This window comes from Vibrio sp. R10-SG3-ISO10 (assembly GCF_059834185.1).
Genome location: NZ_JCBDHG010000018.1, coordinates 152310 through 170847, shown reverse-complemented (window position 1 = coordinate 170847; position 18538 = coordinate 152310). Strand labels below are relative to the sequence as shown.

Annotated in this window: 16 protein-coding genes; 5 read left to right on the top strand and 11 right to left on the bottom strand. The window is 45.7% G+C overall.

The window, feature by feature from the left end:
- The 3 genes from imuA to AC6R16_RS09985 form a co-directional block, all read left to right on the top strand.
- Positions 1–620, top strand: a 620-nt coding sequence (gene imuA / locus AC6R16_RS09995) for a translesion DNA synthesis-associated protein ImuA (protein WP_500674290.1), incomplete at its 5' end; no start/stop codon positions are given.
- Between the two features lie 2 nt (positions 621–622).
- Positions 623–2023 carry a Y-family DNA polymerase gene (locus tag AC6R16_RS09990; protein ID WP_500674289.1) on the top strand — a complete coding sequence of 467 codons (1401 nt, stop codon included), beginning with the start codon at positions 623–625 and terminating at the stop codon, positions 2021–2023.
- A gap of 15 nt (positions 2024–2038) precedes the next feature.
- Positions 2039–5110: an error-prone DNA polymerase gene (locus AC6R16_RS09985; protein ID WP_500674288.1), complete on the top strand. Its 3072-nt coding sequence runs from the start codon at positions 2039–2041 to the stop codon at positions 5108–5110.
- 285 nt (positions 5111–5395) lie between these two features.
- Here AC6R16_RS09985 and AC6R16_RS09980 read toward each other — a convergent pair whose 3' ends face one another.
- Complete coding sequence (locus tag AC6R16_RS09980; protein ID WP_004746626.1) at positions 5396–6340, bottom strand: chemotaxis protein CheV; 945 nt, start codon at positions 6338–6340, stop codon at positions 5396–5398.
- 131 nt (positions 6341–6471) lie between these two features.
- The gene (mlc, locus tag AC6R16_RS09975) at positions 6472–7689 is read right to left on the bottom strand and encodes a sugar metabolism global transcriptional regulator Mlc (protein ID WP_500641779.1); all 1218 of its coding nucleotides are present in this window, start codon (positions 7687–7689) and stop codon (positions 6472–6474) included.
- 503 nt (positions 7690–8192) lie between these two features.
- Here mlc and pyk point away from each other — a divergent pair.
- On the top strand, positions 8193–9635 hold the full coding sequence (gene pyk / locus AC6R16_RS09970; protein ID WP_004746621.1) for a pyruvate kinase: 1443 nt from the start codon (positions 8193–8195) through the stop codon (positions 9633–9635).
- A gap of 40 nt (positions 9636–9675) precedes the next feature.
- On the opposite strand, the gene AC6R16_RS09965 is transcribed toward pyk, so the two are convergent.
- Both AC6R16_RS09965 and cydH read right to left on the bottom strand, forming a co-directional pair.
- Entirely contained in the window at positions 9676–10827 is a 1152-nt protein-coding gene (locus tag AC6R16_RS09965; RefSeq protein WP_500674287.1) for a patatin-like phospholipase family protein, read from the bottom strand.
- 7 nt (positions 10828–10834) lie between these two features.
- Positions 10835–10927, bottom strand: a complete 93-nt coding sequence (gene cydH, locus AC6R16_RS09960; RefSeq protein ID WP_004746619.1) for a cytochrome bd-I oxidase subunit CydH — start codon at positions 10925–10927, stop codon at positions 10835–10837.
- Between the two features lie 133 nt (positions 10928–11060).
- On the opposite strand from cydH, the gene AC6R16_RS09955 reads away from it, so the two are divergent.
- The gene (locus AC6R16_RS09955; RefSeq protein WP_500674286.1) at positions 11061–11651 is read left to right on the top strand and encodes an outer membrane protein; all 591 of its coding nucleotides are present in this window, start codon (positions 11061–11063) and stop codon (positions 11649–11651) included.
- Positions 11652–11694: 43 nt separating this feature from the next.
- Here AC6R16_RS09955 and AC6R16_RS09950 read toward each other — a convergent pair whose 3' ends face one another.
- The 7 genes from AC6R16_RS09950 to pabC form a co-directional block, all read right to left on the bottom strand.
- Positions 11695–12117, bottom strand: coding sequence for a hypothetical protein (locus tag AC6R16_RS09950; protein ID WP_500674285.1), 423 nt, complete (start codon positions 12115–12117; stop codon positions 11695–11697).
- Between the two features lie 316 nt (positions 12118–12433).
- Positions 12434–13864, bottom strand: a complete 1431-nt coding sequence (gene ptsG, locus AC6R16_RS09945) for a PTS glucose transporter subunit IIBC (protein ID WP_500641775.1) — start codon at positions 13862–13864, stop codon at positions 12434–12436.
- 444 nt (positions 13865–14308) lie between these two features.
- The gene (locus AC6R16_RS09940) at positions 14309–15076 is read right to left on the bottom strand and encodes a TatD family hydrolase (RefSeq protein ID WP_500674284.1); all 768 of its coding nucleotides are present in this window, start codon (positions 15074–15076) and stop codon (positions 14309–14311) included.
- Positions 15067–16029 carry a DNA polymerase III subunit delta' gene (holB, locus tag AC6R16_RS09935; RefSeq protein ID WP_500641773.1) on the bottom strand — a complete coding sequence of 321 codons (963 nt, stop codon included), beginning with the start codon at positions 16027–16029 and terminating at the stop codon, positions 15067–15069. The genes AC6R16_RS09940 and holB overlap by 10 nt, the downstream gene beginning before the upstream one ends.
- Before the next feature lies 1 nt (position 16030).
- On the bottom strand, positions 16031–16660 hold the full coding sequence (gene tmk / locus AC6R16_RS09930) for a dTMP kinase (protein WP_500674283.1): 630 nt from the start codon (positions 16658–16660) through the stop codon (positions 16031–16033).
- Positions 16657–17673, bottom strand: coding sequence for an endolytic transglycosylase MltG (gene mltG, locus AC6R16_RS09925; RefSeq protein ID WP_500674282.1), 1017 nt, complete (start codon positions 17671–17673; stop codon positions 16657–16659). The genes tmk and mltG overlap by 4 nt, the downstream gene beginning before the upstream one ends.
- Positions 17670–18473, bottom strand: a complete 804-nt coding sequence (gene pabC, locus AC6R16_RS09920; protein ID WP_500674281.1) for an aminodeoxychorismate lyase — start codon at positions 18471–18473, stop codon at positions 17670–17672. Before pabC ends, mltG begins: the two co-directional genes overlap by 4 nt.
- Between the last annotated feature and the right edge of the window lie 65 nt (positions 18474–18538).

Sequence of the window (18538 nt, the reverse complement as noted above, 5' to 3'; positions counted from 1 at the left end):
CACCCGACAGCGGAAACTACTACTCGACTGGGCATGATCTTTTAGATCAAAAGCTGGAAGGCGGCTTTCCTAAGCATGGGGTTGTCGAGCTGCAAGGTGACGCCAGTATTGGTGAATTACGCCTACTTTTGCCGCACCTAAAAAACACCAGCCAAGAGAGGTTATCTGTTTTCATTCAGCCTCCTGGTTACCTGTGTGCTGAGCAGATTAATAATGAAGGTCTAGATAACAATAAAGTCCTCCTCATCTACCCACAAAATGATAAAGAAGCACTTTGGGCTGCCGAACAATGTTTACGCAGTGGTGCATGCAGCAATGTATTGCTTTGGCATCCCGAATTAGAAGTTCATCAAGCAAGACGCCTACAGGTTGCTAGTGAACATGGAAACTGCCTGCACTTTATCTTTAAAACGGCCCAAAAGAGTCTGTTTTCACTGCCTGTCAGTTTAAGTATGACACTCCTTCCACACGCATTGGGAGTAGAAATTACCATCACCAAACGTAAAGGTGGTTGGTCGCAAGGCAGCTTTGTGATTGATATGAGTGCAGCTTGGCCTAGCCTGACATTACAACCTAAACCGCCTGTAATTATCCCTTTCCCAATTCGTCAGCAAGGGTAGTTATGCAAAGCTGGATCTACCTACACTTTCCAACTCTACAACTTGATGCACTTTTCTCAGAGCAGGCATCTTTGCCACTGGCGATTGTTGAATCTAAGCGCTTTAAGATCGTCCAATGTAATGAAATCGCCCGTCAACAAGGGGTACAAACGGGCATGGGTTTAGGCAGTGCGAGTGCGATGTGTCACCAGCTTCAAGTTCACCCTTATGATGAAAAGGTTGAGCAACAAACTCTGCTTGATATTGCCCAGTGGCTATATATGGTCACCTCAGATATTTGTCTGTTGCCACCGCAAGGCGTGTTACTCAAAGCCACCAATATGTTGTCACTCTACGGTGGGCTAGAACCCTATTGGCAGCGCGTTTCACAGCATTTAACGCAACTTCAGCTTAACTACTCTTATTCGAGCGGCTTCTCTCCTTTCTCGGCTATCGCCTTAGGAAAAGCCAATGCTGCCCTACTGACTCTAGAGAAAGAGCAACTCATCCAGATCATCAAACCTTTTCCTCTTAGTGCAACCGAGCTTGATAGCAAGACGGTGGAAAAGCTCCAACGGGTTGGCATCACGACACTCAGCGATTTGCTCGACATCCCAATCAAAGATCTCGCTCGACGCTTTGATATTGATTTGGTCAACTATGTGGGCAAATTGATGGGGCAGTTTAAGCACCCTATTGATTTCTACCACCCACCAGAGCACTTCGAAAACTATCAAGAATTACTCTTTGATATTGAAAACATTCAGTGGCTAGAAAAACCGCTCGCTAAACTACTCACCAAGCTGGAATGGTTTCTGACACTACGTAACCAAGTTGGCTATGAGTTAGAGCTGATCTTACATCAAAGAGACAAAGACGATGCGTCGGTGACATTTTACTCTGCCAGTGGCGATTACCTTGCTACACGTTGGATGACGCTCTGCCAACTCACAATGGAATCATTAAAGCTCGATGCTCCCGTGCAGGGGCTGACGCTGCGTTTGATTCGCAGTGGAGAGCTTGAGTCCACCAGCGCAGATCTATTTAAAGGCTTTCAAGGCGAGCAAACTGAGTTAGAGCTAATTGGCTTACTACAGGCAAAATTGGGCAAAGATAAGGTGCGTAAAGTGGCGCATAGTCACGACCCTCGTCCAGAAAAAGCCACCTTTCTCTGTGACCCTACCCTGCCTATTCCAACCAAGGCAGCAAGCCAAAGACTGCGACCGAATATTGTTTTGCCTACGCCAGAACCTTTACAAGAGAAAGTCTCCATCATGCAAGGCCCTGAACGCTTCGTAACAGGCTGGTGGGACGGTGATGATATGACCCGCGATTACTTTGTCGCTCGTAGTGAGCAAGGGCGCTGGTTATGGGTATTTCGTAATCAAGACAAGCACTGGTTTGTCCATGGATTGTTTTGTTAGTCCGGAGCGAATGTGATGTCTTACGCTGAGCTTTTTTGTCAAAGTAACTTCTCTTTTCTCACTGGCGCCTCACATGCTGAAGAGCTGATCTTGCAAGCAGATTTTCTGCGTTATCACTCCTTAGCGATCACAGATGAATGCTCAGTTGCTGGTGTGGTACGTGCTTACACGGCAAGCAAGAAGCATCAGCTTAATATTGAGCTTATTGTCGGCAGTATGTTCTGGCTTAACCAAGAGTGTCAGGTCGTGTTGTTGTGCCCAAACCGAGAGGCTTACGCTGAGCTCTGCCGTATCATCACCAATGCGAGAAGGCGTTCCGAGAAAGGCAGCTATCAACTTTCTGAATGGGACTTAATGTCCGCCAAGCACTGCCTCATCCTCTGGTTACCCAGTCATACATCCAGTGACCATAAATGGGGAAACTGGCTTGCTCAGCATCATCAACACCGACTGTGGCTAGGTATTCAGCGCCACCTCAAATCTGATGATAAACAATACCTTGAACACTGCGAGCAGCTCGCTCAAGAGATACAACTACCGATTAGCGCCTGTGGTGGCGTGCTCATGCATACTGCAACCCGTTTGCCTCTACAGCATACGCTGACCGCTATTCAGTCCGGGTGTAGCGTTAATGAATTAGGCGAACAGCGACTAACCAATACAGAGAGAAGCCTGCGTAGTCAGGAAAAACTCGCCAAGCTATTTAAACCTGAATGGCTGCGAGAGAGCGTAAAAATCGCCGAGCGCTGCGAATTTAGCTTAGGTGATCTGCAATACGAATACCCTAGCGAGCTGGTTCCCGATGGCTATACTCCAATGAGCTACCTCACCGCTTTGGTCGAATATGGCAAGAAACTGCGCTTTCCTGAAGGCGTTCCAAGCGATATTCAGGCAACAATAGACAAAGAACTTAAGCTGATTGATGAGCTTAACTACCCGTTTTATTTTCTCACCATCCACGACATTGTGATGTTCGCTAAACGTCACCGAATCCTCTACCAAGGGCGCGGTTCTGCGGCCAACTCCGTGGTGTGCTATTGCCTTGAAATTACCTCTGTAGACCCTAGACAGATTTCGGTGCTATTCGAGCGATTTATCAGTGCCGAACGCGATGAGCCACCCGATATTGATGTCGATTTCGAGCATGAACGCCGTGAAGAAGTCATCCAGTACATTTACCAAAAGTATGGTCGAGAGCGTGCGGCTCTAGCCGCAACCGTGATCTCTTATCGCTTCAAAAGCGCGGTGCGTGATGTAGGCAAAGCGCTAGGCATTGAAGAGAGTCAGCTCGATTACTTTATTAAAAATGTTAATCGCCGTGACCGAGCACTCGGTTGGCAAGCTCAAATCGTCGAACTCGGGCTACAGCCTGACTCTCTCAAAGGCGAGCAGTTCATCAACCTAGTCAACGAAATTCTTGGCTTTCCTCGTCACCTTTCACAGCATGTCGGCGGTTTTATCATTGCTGCTGGGCCCTTGTATGAACTGGTTCCAGTCGAGAATGCGTCAATGCCCGATCGCACCGTCATTCAATGGGATAAGGACGATCTCGAATCGCTCAAGCTGCTTAAAGTCGATGTACTGGCTTTAGGCATGCTCACTGCGATTCGTAAGTGCTTTGATTTAGTTGAGCGACTGCATAACCAAACACTAACGATTGCTGAGATTACTCGCCGCCAAGATGACGAGCAGGTGTATAAGATGATCCAACGTGCAGACACGGTCGGCGTGTTTCAAATAGAGTCACGAGCGCAGATGAGCATGCTGCCACGCTTAAAACCCGCCACTTACTATGACTTAGTGATTCAAATCGCCATTGTCCGCCCAGGCCCGATTCAGGGGGACATGGTGCACCCATTTCTGAAGCGGAGAAATGGAGAAGAAGCGGTCGATTACCCTTCCGAAGAGGTTCGTGCCGTGCTAGAGCGCACCCTTGGCGTACCTATTTTCCAAGAACAAGTGATCAAGATAGCCATGGTTGCTGCCGGTTTTAGTGGCGGTGAAGCGGATCAACTGCGCCGAGCGATGGCAGCTTGGAAAAAGAGTGGCGACCTAGTCAAATTCAAAACCAAGCTGGTAGAAGGCATGCTCAGCCGTGGCTATCAACTGGAGTTTGCTGAACGCATCTTTGACCAAATCTTAGGCTTTGGTGAATATGGCTTTCCAGAAAGTCATTCCGCTTCCTTTGCCGTGCTCGCTTATTGCTCTGCCTGGCTCAAGCACTATTACCCTGAAGCTTTTTACACTTCACTGCTCAATAGCCTACCGATGGGTTTTTATAGTGCCTCACAGCTGGTACAGGATGCGCGGCGACATAGGGTCATCGTGTTACCTGTTTGCGTTAATGCTTCCATGTACGACCACCAAGTTGTCCATCATCAAGATAAACTGGCTATCCGGTTGGGTTTAAGACAAGTGAAAGGACTCAGTCAGCAGAGCGCACAGCAATTATTGCACGCCAGAGACAAGGGCCAATTTACCCATTCAGGACAGATCAAACATATCGGCTTATCAAAGCGAGATGTCGAATTGCTCGCTTCAGCCAATGCCATGCATATGCTCAGCCATAACCGTTATCAGACTCGCTGGGCAATGATGGATTCGCTTTCGGATTTACCTCTGTTTCAAAACATCGAAGAGCCTGAAAGCCAAATCATTGCCACCCCCTCAGAGAGCCAAACATTACTTGAAGATTATGCAGCCACTGGATTGTCACTCGCTAAACACCCCATAACTTTGCTCGATGACGCCGGTGAGCTGGGGCGATTTACACGGATGAAAGATTTGATACAAAAAGATCACCAATCTTTGGTCACAGTGACGGGGGTGGTAACAGGGAAACAGGCGCCGGGAACCGCCGCTGGCGTGACATTTTTCACGCTAGAAGATGATACTGGCAACATCAACGTTGTGGTGTGGAAAGCGACAGCTCGGGCGCAAAAGGAAGCCTATCTAACTGCCAAGATCTTACAGGTAAAAGGAATATTGGAAAAAGAAGGCGAGGTTCATCATGTGATAGCAGGAAGGTTGATTGATATGACAGATAAATTGCAGGGGCTTAGAAGTAAATCACGCGACTTTCACTAAAGCCATGTAAGCAAAAAAGGGAGCACAGGCTCCCTTTTGAATTAACGCTGACAAGTTACAACTCGTCTTCAGCTTCCATACTTCTTTTCTTGTATTCCCTGTACAGTAACATGCATAAGGTCATAACAACCTTAGACGTAAACCATATCATGAATAGAAACAACCTTAAGATTCTGATGAACAGTTGTATTTAATCGTTCTAGTCATTTCGCACTGCAAAATAACTTGGTTACTATAGCAGCAATGCAATAAATAAGCATCAGCAATAAGTGTTAACAAGTATTATCAGGATAATATATCTCTTAATCGATCCTGAGCGACTTCTACAAGCAAGTCTGGCTGGAATTTCGAGATAAAGCGATCACAGCCTACCTTCTCTACCATCGCCTCATTAAAGCTGCCACTCAGTGACGTATTGAGCGTAATGTAGAGATCTTTCATTCTTGGGTCTGAGCGCACTTCATGAGTCAGCTTATAACCATCCATTTCTGGCATTTCGGCATCTGTGATCATGAGCAGCAATTCTTCAACCACATTCTTCCCTTCATCACTCCAAGACTTAAGCAAATTCAGCGCTTCAAGACCATCTCGGCATTCAATGATATTCAGCCCTAACTGTGAAAGCGTGCCCTTAACCTGAGAACGCGCCGTTGAAGAATCATCAACGATAAGGACATTACGCCCCACCATCTCATTGACTAAGTTGTTGTCTAAAACACCTTCAGAAATTGAAATATCGTAATCAATAATCTGTGCGAGTACTTTCTCTACATCAATAATCTCGACGATTTCAGAGCCTTTGCCATCTTTAATTTGCGTAATTGCAGTGAGATAGTTCGCTCTTCCTGCTGTTTTCGGCGGCGGCTGGATCTCTGTCCATGCAGTATTGATGATGTTTCGAACCTGACCCACAAGAAAGCCTTGAACAGTACGGTTGTACTCAGTGATGATGAGGTTCTCTTCTTGGTTATCAAGGCGAGATGGAGGGAAACCAATTGCTGCACGTAAATCAATCACAGGAACAGAAACACCACGCAAAGAGGCAACACCGGTGATATGGTGGTGGGAGCCTGGCATTTTAGTCAGTGGTGGAACTTTAATGACCTCACGCACTTTAAACACGTTGATGGCGAAGACCTGTCGGCTATTCAAACTAAACAGCAACAACTCTAACCGGTTTTCACCGACAAGATTAGTTCGCTGATCGACGGTATTTAATACTCCAGACATACTGCTTCCCAACAAATGTGTATATAACAAAAATAGTCTATAGCAAGACTAAGATAAAAATAAACCCATATATCATTCAAGATTATATGGGTTTACTAGAAAGATAAAGGAGAGCAACAGCTCAGAAAACACTATCCTTCTATTACTTTCATCAATAGCAGGCCGTCATACAAGGCTTGCTTAATCAATGCAGCGCCAGGCATAGTAGCTTGCTTGTAGAAACGCGACTCCACCAGCTCTAAGTCTTGATGGTAAACGGGTAAACATTGCTCTTCGATGCAAGTTTGAATCGCAGGATAAAGCACCTCTTTGGCCTGATTAATCGCGCCGCCGATCAACACTTTCTCAGGGTTAAAAAGATTAATCACAATCGCAATCGCCGATCCTAAGTAACCACCGAGTTTTTCAATCACATTGACCGCTAAAGGATCGCCATTTTCAGCAGCTTCACAGATATCTTCCACCGAAATTTCTTCAATGTCAGACAATGATGAGGCTTCCCCCTGAGCGATTCGTTCAGCAACTTCATTGCGAATCGCTTGCGAACTTGCCACCGTCTCCAAACAGCCACGATTACCGCAGTGACACTGCTTACCATTAGGATCGATCTGGATATGTCCGAGTTCGCCAATATTACCATGGCGACCTTGCAGAACACGTCCATCAAGAATGATACCCGCCCCTAAACCATGGTGTATTGAGATGAGAACCGAGTTTTCGTTCTCTTGAGAATGCCCAAATAAACGCTCTGCTAGTGCCCATGCGCGCGTGTCGTTAGCAATAAAGACCGGAAGCCCGGTCGCTTTATAAATCTCAGGGCCAAGTGGTAAGTTTTCGACATTGTAGTGAGGCATTTGCAGCACAACCCCACTTTCCGAATTGACCAAGCCAGGGAGCGTGATTGCAATACTGGTCACACGGTCAAGCTGCTCAGAGTAAGTTTGGAAAAACTCATCGATTTCATGCAATAGGCGGGCTAACACATCGTCTTGGTCGACTTCATGGATATCGATTTTGGTATCAATCAGGACATCACCACCAAGTTCGTGCAGTGCAATCGTCAGATATCCGCGCCCCAGACGCATCGACAAAAACTGCCAACCTTCGTTATTCACTTGTAAACCGACAGCAGGACGGCCACGACTGGTCGCTTCCTGAACCGTCGTTTCATGAATAAGGTGTGCCTCAATCAGCTCTCGGGTAATTTTAGTAATACTTGCAGGCGCAAGCTCACTCTGCTTCGAGAGATCGATACGAGAAATTGGGCCTTTTTGATCAATGAGTTTATATACACGGCCAGCATTGACCTGCTTGATATGATCAATATGGCCAGGTTGAGCCATGTACATGGAGTGCTCCGAATATCAACAACATGGTAATTTTTTTACTTTGCGAAGTAATTGTGAAGAGCTTTGATAGATTGCCGTGACAAGTGTCACGTATAAACATGTTTGTTTGTGTACCTAATCAAATAGCGAAGGATTTATCACAAATCCATTCCTATTTTTTTGCATAAATAAATATGTCTTCCATCACCTTTTCAAAGTCGTACACAATATTGTCATCTGAATTATCAGCACAGATGCTAGGCCTGTATATACTTAATACTAATGCATTTGGGAATGGAAACTGAATCATAATACCAATCGGGATAAATAGCTGATCAGATAATTGCGCAGGAAAAATCGCTTAGAGCAAGGTATAGATTGCAGATAGCTAGTTGCTCTACCTACAAAATCTATAACACCGCTATCAGTGATTTTAACCAGCAAGAATGACCAGATATTTGTTCTGGTTGGTATAAATGCCGCATACAATTCATCTTGCGGCAACATCAATCAAGGAGCTCCGAATGACCTCAATCCAAAGAAGAACAAAAATTGTCTCTACTCTTGGACCTTCTACCGATAAACCTGGTGTACTTGAAGCAATTCTAGAAGCTGGCGTCAACGTGGTGAGAATGAATTTCTCTCACGGAACCGCAGATGATCATAGAGAGCGCGCTACTCGAGTTCGTAACATCGCCGCAAAATTGGGCACTCATGTCGCCATTCTTGGCGATCTGCAAGGCCCCAAAATCCGCGTCTCTACTTTCAAAGAGGGCAAGGTTCAACTCAGCATCGGTGATATTTTCACCCTAGATAATAAACTCGAAGCGGGTCAAGGTGATAAAGATGCTGTCGGGCTTGACTATAAAGAGCTACCGAACGATGTATCTGCAGGTGATATTTTATTACTTGATGATGGCCGTGTTCAGCTACAAGTCATGGGCGTTAACGAGTCGCAAGTAAGAACTAAGGTGATTATTGGTGGGCCTTTGTCGAATAACAAAGGCATCAATAAAAAAGGTGGTGGCTTGTCCGCGGAAGCCCTGACCGAAAAAGATAAAAATGACATTAAACTCGCGGCTGAAATCAAAGTTGACTATTTGGCCGTCTCTTTCCCACGAAATGGCGAAGACATGAAATACGCGCGAAGGCTCGCGACAGACGCAGGGCTACAAACGCGCTTAGTGGCGAAAGTAGAACGCGCAGAGACCGTAGAAAGCCAAGAGAACATTGACGACATTATTCTTGCCTCAGACTCCGTGATGGTTGCGCGCGGCGACTTGGGGGTAGAAATTGGTGACCCAGAACTTATCGGGGTGCAGAAACAGCTGATTCGCCGCGCACGCGCCCTCAATCGAACTGTCATTACCGCAACACAGATGATGGAGTCGATGATGGAAAACCCTATGCCGACTCGTGCAGAGGTTATGGATGTAGCCAACGCGGTATTAGACGGCACTGATGCAGTGATGCTCTCTGGTGAAACGGCAGCGGGTAAATACCCATTAGAAACAGTGCGCTCTATGGCTGAAGTCTGCTTAGGTGCAGAAAAGATGTCGGCGGTTAACCGCTCTGGTTATCGTATGGACTCCGTGTTTGAAACAGGCGAAGAGACCATTGCCATGTCAACCATGTTTGCAGCCAACCACATGCGCGGAGTCAAAGGGATTGTCACTCTCACCGAATCTGGCCGTACCGCGCTAATGATGTCGCGTTTAAGCTCTGGGCTACCTATCTTCGCTCTTTCTCGTAATGAGAGCACGCTGAACCTCTCAGCGCTTTATAGAGGCGTTTTCCCAGTGTTTTTTGATGACAAGTCAGATATCGGATTAGAAACTGCGGAAGCGGCTGTGGCAACCTTAAAACAGAAAGGACTTCTTGATGATGGCGATCTGGTGATCATCACCCAAGGAGATGTGATGGACGTCGTCGGCTCGACTAACTGTATGCGAATTCTTGCAGCGTAAGTTAAGGCCTCAAGACAACAAAGGGAGCATTGTGCTCCCTTTAGCATTTTAGGGAGAAAGTGGATTTAGCAATACATTGGGAAAAGGTATCGACGAAACGAAAGCCTGCATCGAGCCCAATTTGATAATCATGGAGCAAATCCTCTCGTTCACTCATCAAGGAACTAGAACGCAAAGGTTGATCGGGTTTAATCTGGATGATGAAACAATCATCCGGCGGTGAGTGCAAAAAGTCTTGAGTCAATGAATAAGTCTGATAATGCACCATCAGCATATCTGCTAATCCCGAATCAAACTTATCTCCCAGCAGATGACTCAAGCGATAAATATCATCAGCACCAAACAACCAGCGTCCACCGTTTAGGGCTTCTAAGTGCGTTTGTTCAGTTTTTTCCTGCCGAGACTTCTGCACTTGATCGCTAAAAAACGAACTCCAGTCTTGCTTCCACCGAGTTAATTTTTCTTGCCAGTGATCTTGGATCACATTGAATGAATCACGCAACCACTCGACGGGAGGCTCTTGATTAACCTCAAGCGTATCCGTCGTCAAATCTTCTCCCTCGGTACGAATCACGACAATACAACGGGCTTCTTTTCGCCATGCCTCCTGAACAGGGATCGAAGCAGAAACACCACCATCTACATACTCCCCATGAGCAAACCGTACAGGTTGATCGTACAAACGGGGAATCGCACAGGTAGCGATCAGCACTTTTTTCCAGTCATCTTGCAACATAGGGAGGTAATGGTCAGACAGCCTATTGGTCTCTGTGACTGCAGCATAAGCCTGACGATTAGCGAGCACTTTCTTTCCCATGTCAATGTCAAGTCGATAGGGATACTCGCAGATCTTATCGAGTGCCCAGTCTAACCCCATGTATTTTTTATGTCGGATATAACGAAACAAATGGAAGAACTCTGGATCTGTCGTAAGATCAAGAATAAAGGATTGCCCTATTCCTCTTTGGCGGCATAGGAATGCGCACAAGTTAAGAGCACCTGCCGAAGTGCCATAGAAAGAATGAAATGGGTCAAAATTAGATAGAAGGAATGCATCAAGCACACCAGACGTAAAAATCCCTCTTTGGCCACCCCCTTGAGCAACCAATGCATTTTTACCGCCGGTGTACTTTTTTAGTCGTTGAGCGTCAAGTTGTACAGCAGCGTTGGTAATAACACCGCAATTCTTCATTGATAGGCTACGCAGTAGTAATTGCTGTAATACCAAAACCTAGCAAAACAGCAAAGATAACAGCCGTAATCACTAGCGCAAATTTTAGATTGTGTTCCATAGACACCTCCTTATTGTGTAACAAAGTAATAACATCCTTGTGAGATATCTTCAATTAATACCTATTTTTCGTGCGGAATTATGACGTTAGCGTCACAATTAGTAGCATATGGTTACCAAATGAAGGATAAAAAATGAACGCTATGAAAATAATACCTTTGATGTTGTTTTTGTCTGTCCTTAGCACTTCTGCAGTTGCAGAGGTTTACCTTTCCCCTTGGGTTGGATACACAGCAGGTGGTAGCGTTGAAGACCAAAATCAACAAGAGCTCGACCTGAAAGGCTCTGAGAGTTTCGCGCTCTCGGTTGAAACTGATTTTGACACAGGACGACTTGGCTTATTCTACTCAACGCAAAGCACAGACGTAGAAAACACCAATGCGAGTAGTACCATCCATTACTTACATTTTCAGAGTAGTGTTTACTACCCCATCGAAGATAAGTTTTCTTCTTACTTAGGGATTGGTTTGGGGGGATCGTATATCGACGCAGATTGGATTGATAAGGAGCTAGGGTTTTCAGCGAGTATATTTGGCGGCTTTGAATACAAGTTCTCAAATACTGTAGCACTCAATACCCAGCTTCGCTGGTTGGGGACGGTCGTTGACAACGACACCAGTGGTGTATGCAATTTGACAGCCGGAGAGAACTCGTGCGTGATCAAATTCAAAACTGACTGGATGAATCAGTTTTCTGCAAACCTAGGCCTAACAGTCCGCTTTTAAGTTTCCTATCATCCGACTGTTAAGCCTAAGCTAGGCATAGCGATTAAAACGAGTATTTCACACCTAGTGCACCACCAATTTGCAGCTCTGGGCCGCCATATAGGTTTAGTTCTGGGTGCACTTGGCCGTACATGTTCCAGCCTTTGCTCAAATTCCAATTCAATCCTAGCGGGACGCGAGCACCAAACTCTTTACCATCCCACTCACTCCAGGCACCAGCACCAACATACCAAGTCACAGGGGTATTCGCATCGAACTCGCCGCGAGCAAGAATGTAATCAAATGCACCTCCGTCATTACCTGCAATAAAGCGGTACTGATTATCTAGTTCTACAACAACACTCAAACCTTGGTCCAAGGCCATACCTACCGACAGATCTGTCGATTTAGGCTCTTCCGCCGCTACAGCAACACCACTCACCATCGCTATAACGCCAACTAAACTGGAGATTCCATATTTCTTCATGCTTATGCCATTTACTACAAAATAAAACAGCGTGCAATTATCCGTATTTGTAGGGAAAAGATGTCAGAGAAAGGTGAGGATAAGGACAGAAGGTGAGATGCGGGATGCGGGATGATTTTGCTATTCAGGAATAGTTAGTGTCAACAACTTGAGATAAGACACCAACAACCTCCTCTCGGAGGACGAAGTCCGTTCCCAGTTCTCGAAACGCAGTGTTCTCGCAGGGCGAAGCCCGTTCCATAAGCGAAGCGCTCCCGTTCCAAAAACAAAAAGGAGGCCGAAGCCTCCTTTTTCAAATTAGATGAGTCAGTGGGAATTAACCGTGGTTACGGATCCACTCATCCATTTCAGTTTTCAGGTTGTCAGACTTAGTACCGAAGATAGCCTGAACACCACCTGCTACAACTACTACGCCTGCAGCGCCTAGCTGTTTTAGTTTGTCTTGGTCAACAGCTTCTGTATCAGCAACTGCTACACGTAGACGAGTGATACATGCGTCTAGGCCAGTGATGTTTGCTTTGCCGCCGAATGCTGCAACAAGCTCACCTGCCATGTCTGAACCAGCAGCAACAGCAGCTTCTTCAGATTCGTCTTCACGACCAGGAGTCTTAAGATCCATTGCTTTGATTACAGCGCGGAATACTACGTAGTAGATTGCAGCGTAAACAAGACCAACAGCGACCATTAGGCCCATTTTCTGAGAGTTACCAGACAGAACTAGGAAGTCGATTAGACCGTGTGAGAACGAAGTACCGTGTACAAAACCTAGAGTGTTAGCAACAACGTATGCAGAACCCGCTAGAAGAGCGTGGATACCGTATAGTAAAGGAGCAACAAATAGGAATGAGAATTCGATTGGCTCTGTGATACCTGTTAGGAATGAAGTCAGTGCAGCAGAAGCCATGATACCCATTACTTTCGCGCGGTTCTCTGGTTTAGCAGAGTGAGCGATAGCGATAGCAGCAGCAGGTAGACCGAACATCTTGAACATGTATCCACCAGCTAGCTGACCGAAGCCATTACCAGCAGCACGAGATGCTTCATCAGCAACTAGGTAACAAGTAAGTACGCCGTTTTGAGTTTCGCCTGCAGCGTTAACACAAGTACCCGCTTCGAAGAAGAATGGTACGTTCCAAACGTGGTGTAGGCCGAACGGGATTAGAGAACGCTCAACGATACCGTAGATACCGAATGCAACTTGTGGGTTCTGGTGAGCAGCCCAATCAGAGAAAGATGCAATCGCGCCGCCAATTGGTGGCCAAACGATAGAAAGAACGATACCAAGACCGATAGCAGTGAAACCAGTGATGATTGGCACAGCACGCTTACCAGCGAAGAAACCAAGGTATTCTGGAAGTTGGATTTTGAAGAAGCGGTTGAATGCCCAAGCAGCCACACCACCGACAAGGATACCACCTAGTACACCTGTATCGATTTTTTCAACACCCATAACACCAGCCATAACGCCTAGCGTTGCAGTCATGATGCCGTAACCAACAATAGCAGCAAGACCTGCTACACCGTCGTTGTTAGTAAAACCAAGTGCAACACCCACAGCAAATAGCAGTGCCATTTGACCGAATACTGAACCACCCGCTTGTTCCATTAGGTTCGAAACGATCTCTGGAATGAAGCTTAGGTCGGCAGCACCGACACCTAGTAAAATACCTGCAACTGGTAGAACCGATACTGGTAGCATCAGAGCTTTACCAACTTTTTGCAGGTTAGCAAAAAGATTCTTAAACATGTTTATGCTCCTGAAAAGTTATAAGAATTATTGGGCTCTAACGGCACACCCCCGTAGCCTTAAATGTTAGCACCCAGAAAAAATGTAACCACTTATGTCACTATATTTTCTGCCTCTAAATATATCTTGTTGGTGATCAATCTTTCTACCGAGTTACGAAATTTAGTTTCAAACTAATAGCTAGATCACAATCAAAAGCGCTGTCTGAAATGCATTTCAATTCTTCAACATACTGTTTTTATTGATAATATTAAATCTATCGATTAATTTTGATGGGTAAATAAAATAGATACAGTTGTTATTTTATGTAACAAAATTACATAGGTAGTTTTTTTAGCTCTCAACTTCAACATTTTTAGTAAACAACGGCCAAAAAACGTTTGCCTGTGACGCTGATTACAAAAAAAAGGAGCCGAAGCTCCTTTTTTATACAAAACTCATTTTCTATCTCAAAAAAAGATTTCTAAAGTTATCGCTGGTCTTTTCTCCAACTTCGCCCAATGAACACCCTTTAAGCTGTGCAATGTAGGCGGCAACCTCGACAACATACGCAGGTTGGTTCTGTTTTCCACGATGAGGCACGGGTGCGAGATATGGCGAGTCAGTTTCAATAAGCAATCTTTCAAGCGGTAGTGCTTTTACCACTTCTTTCAGCTCTGTAGCTTGCCTAAAAGTGACAATCCCAGAAATCGAGATATAAAAACCAAGATCCATCGCAGCTTCAGCAAACGCTAAGTCCTCTGTAAAACAGTGGATCACACCGCCGCATTGGTCAGCTTTACCATTTTTGAGAATATCCAACGTATCTTGTCGCGCGTTACGCGTATGTATAATCAGCGGTTTATTCAGCTTAACCGCCAATTCAACTTGTTGCTCAAACCTCAGCTTTTGCAGCTCAGCCGTTTCAGGCTGGTAATGGTAATCGAGCCCAGTTTCACCAACCGCCACCACCCTTGGATGTGATGCATACTCGTGTAGGCGATCGAGAGCGAAGTCACTCTCTACATCTAATGGATGGACACCACAAGAAGCGTAAATGTTGTCATAAGGCTCTATCATCTCCAACATATTAGGAAAAGAGTCCAGAGTAACACCGACTGAGAGCAACTCACTCACGTTAGCTGCTTTAGCTTTAGCAACTACATCGTCAATACCTTGGTGAAGATCATGATAGTCTAATTTGTCTAGATGACAGTGAGAATCTACAAACATGTTTCCCCGTTAAATTTGAAAAGCCAATCCAAAATCAGAAGCTCAGCATTTAGCCCGGTATGTGTTCTTAATTGTTCGGAGAGTTTTAATAACTCCTGAGACTGAACATACATAGATTGGTAACCCACAACCTTCGCTAACTGCGCAGCACCAGGCGTAAAGAAGGGCATCGCCAAACCGTAATGCACTTTCTGCGCATCAGTGAGCAGGTACCATAACCAACTTAAGTATTCAGTCGGCTCTGACGCTAACTCTTTAGCAAGCTTAGTCACATCCGCTTGATTCTGACAATGTGCGATGAGCTGCGATTCTATTGATAGATACTGCGACACTTTATCTTGATTAACGAAATCAAGCGTGGCTAACGGGGCATTACCATTTATGTGAGACGCGTAAGCAGGCACTGGCTTATTTGCTTGCTCACTTAACCAACCAGCCACCAATGAAGACTCGGGCGCAGTAAGGTGCCATTGTTGGCATCGGCTAGTGATAGTTGGCAGCAAGGCGTTGTTACGGTGGGAGACCAGCAAGAACATACAGGTTGCAGAGGGCTCCTCAAGCGTTTTCAGCAAGGCGTTCGCAGCCGATTCGTTCATGGCTTCTGCAGGTTCAATAACAAATAACCTTAACCCGGAAAGCTGTGAAGATTCCTGAGCGATTCGATTACACTGGCGAATTTGTTCGACTGTAATAGCCTTACCCTGCTTCTCTGGTTTAACAACATGGAAATCTGGATGACTTTCAGATTCCATCAGTTGGCAACCATGGCAAAAGCCGCACGCTTCTGCGGGATAGTTCTGACACATCACCGCTCGGCTAAAATGCTCTACTAAGCGCTCAGAACCCATCCCTTCTTCAGAAATCAATAAAGCGGCATTTGAAAACCGATCCGCTTGAAGGTTTGATTGCCACTCTGTCCATAATGGAGAGAGCCACGGGTATAGCTCATTCATGCTATGCGCTCACCCAATTGCTCACTAATGCCGAGATGTCTGCAGCGACCTTGTCAATACTTTGCTCTGCGTTGACCACAACGACTGACTCATCATTCTCTGCAAGTTCAAGGTAACGCTCACGCGTACGGTCGAAAAAGCTCATGTCCATTTTCTCTATGCGATCCAATTCTCCGCGACCACGAGCACGTTCAAGGCCAACTCGCGGATCAAGATCAAGATAGATCGTTAGATCAGGCTTAAATTCACCTAAGGTCGTTTGCTTAAGCGCAGTCATGGTTTCACGCGGGATCTGACGCCCGCCGCCTTGATAAGCTTGCGAAGACATATCGTGTCTATCCCCCACAACCCAACTACCAGAAGCAAGTGCAGGTTTAATCACGTTCTCAACTAGCTGGACTCGCGCTGCGTACATCAGCAGCAGCTCCGTCATATCTTGCAGCTCTTCACCTTCGTGCTCTTGTTTAACCAAAGTACGTAACTGTTCAGCCAAGGCCGTTCCACCTGGCTCACGTGTATTTTGGATGCGCTCAACACCGGCATTTGTTAGCGTTTCAAGTACCGCCTTAATCGCTGTACTTTTACCTGCGCCTTCTAGGCCTTCAATGACGATAAATTTGCCGTTTTTCATTTCTTACTTCTTAATTGCTTTAAATATGCTCGAACTGCTCGATTATGTTCAGCCAATGTTTTAGAAAATACATGTCCACCATTACCACTTGCGACAAAGTAAAGGTAATTACTGTCTTCTGGGTTAAGAGCAGCTTGAATAGAAGCTTCCCCTGGCATTGCGATAGGTGTTGGTGGCAAGCCGAAAATCGTATAGGTATTGTATGGTGTTGGCGTTCGAAGATCTTTCTTACGAATATTCCCATCGTACTTATCCCCCATCCCGTAGATGACGGTTGGGTCGGTTTGTAATCGCATCCGTTTGTTTAAACGATTAACGAATACTGCCGCAACACGCTCACGTTCAGACTCTACCGCGGTTTCTTTCTCTATAATTGAAGCCAAGATAAGCGCTTCATATGAGGATTTTAGTGGCAACTTCTCTTGGCGAGTTGCCCAATGCTCATCAAGCACCATTTGCAGTTTGTCAGCAGCGCGCTTCAAAATATCGAGATCAGATGCACCGAAGGTGTAGTGATAGGTTTCTGCTAGCAATAACCCTTCTAACTTTTCGTGTGGCACGCCAAGTTTTTGCGCAATCTGAGCTTCACTTAATCCATCTAACTCATGCTCCAAATATGGTGCATTGTCGATGATTTGCTGCCACTCTTTAAACGTAGAGCCTTCGACGAAAGTTATCGAAAATTGGTGTTCCTTACCCTGCTTAAATTGCTCTAACGTCGATTTGAGAGTAGAACCTGAGTCCAATAAATAGGTTCCGGCGCGTAATTGTGTCAGTTCAGGGTGGAATCGACGAACAAGTTTAACCACATCACTACCAGTGACCATTTTAGACTCGGTAAGCTGTTCCAGGACACGATTAAAGCTCGTTCCGGAAGCGATGGTAAATATCTGTGACTGCTCGATTTGAAGAGGCTGGTTTACGTACTGCTCTACTTGTTTAGCGACATACACATAGCCGCCCGCTGCCAATGCAGCCACTAACAACAAAAAGAGCGTGATTTTTTTAATCACGAGTCGATCATCTCCTGAATTCGTTTAGTTGTTTTTCCAATATCAAACTGGTGTGAATCAATAGCACAAATCGGCGCTGCGCCTAAGATGGAATTGGTCATAAACACTTCATCAGCATTACGTAAATCAGAGAGTTTATACTCCCCTATTTGAGTCGCAATCCCCTCTGCCTGCGCCCATTCCAATACAACGCGTCGTATAACTCCGCTGACACCTGCTTTATCTAAGCTGGGGGTAAACAGTGTTGCCCCCTTTACCCAAAATAAGTTTGCCATGGTGGTTTCAATCACGTTGCCATCAATATCAAGCGCGATCCCGTCAGCAAACGAATGCTGCTCTAGCTCAGCTTTAAGTAACACTTGCTCAAGACGGTTGTTATGTTTGTGCCCCGCCAATAAGGGGCTATGACCAAGTCGTCGCTCACAGATACCCAGTTCAATTCCTTGCTCACTCCATTGTTCATAGTAAGCAGGATAAATAAAGTCGCTAATAGTAACATTTGGTGAGGCTACATGAGTAGGGCTATATCCCCTTCCCCCTGTACCGCGACTGATATGCAGTTTTAACCCCGCTTTTCGGTCGTTGCGAACTGCCTGAGCCAACCAACTTTCAACTTGAGTCCAATCAGGGCGGGATATCTCTAACACATCCAAACAAGCATTCATACGGTCAACATGCTTTGACCAATGAGCGATGTGCCCTTCTCGTGTCAGCATAGTGGTAAAACAGCCGTCACCATATTGAAACGAACGATCTGTCACCGCGATTGACTCACAACAGACACCATTGACTATGAACATGCGAAATCCTTTTTATCACCTATGCTTGAGCGCCAAGTTTTAAGAGACCATTAAATAACAAAACG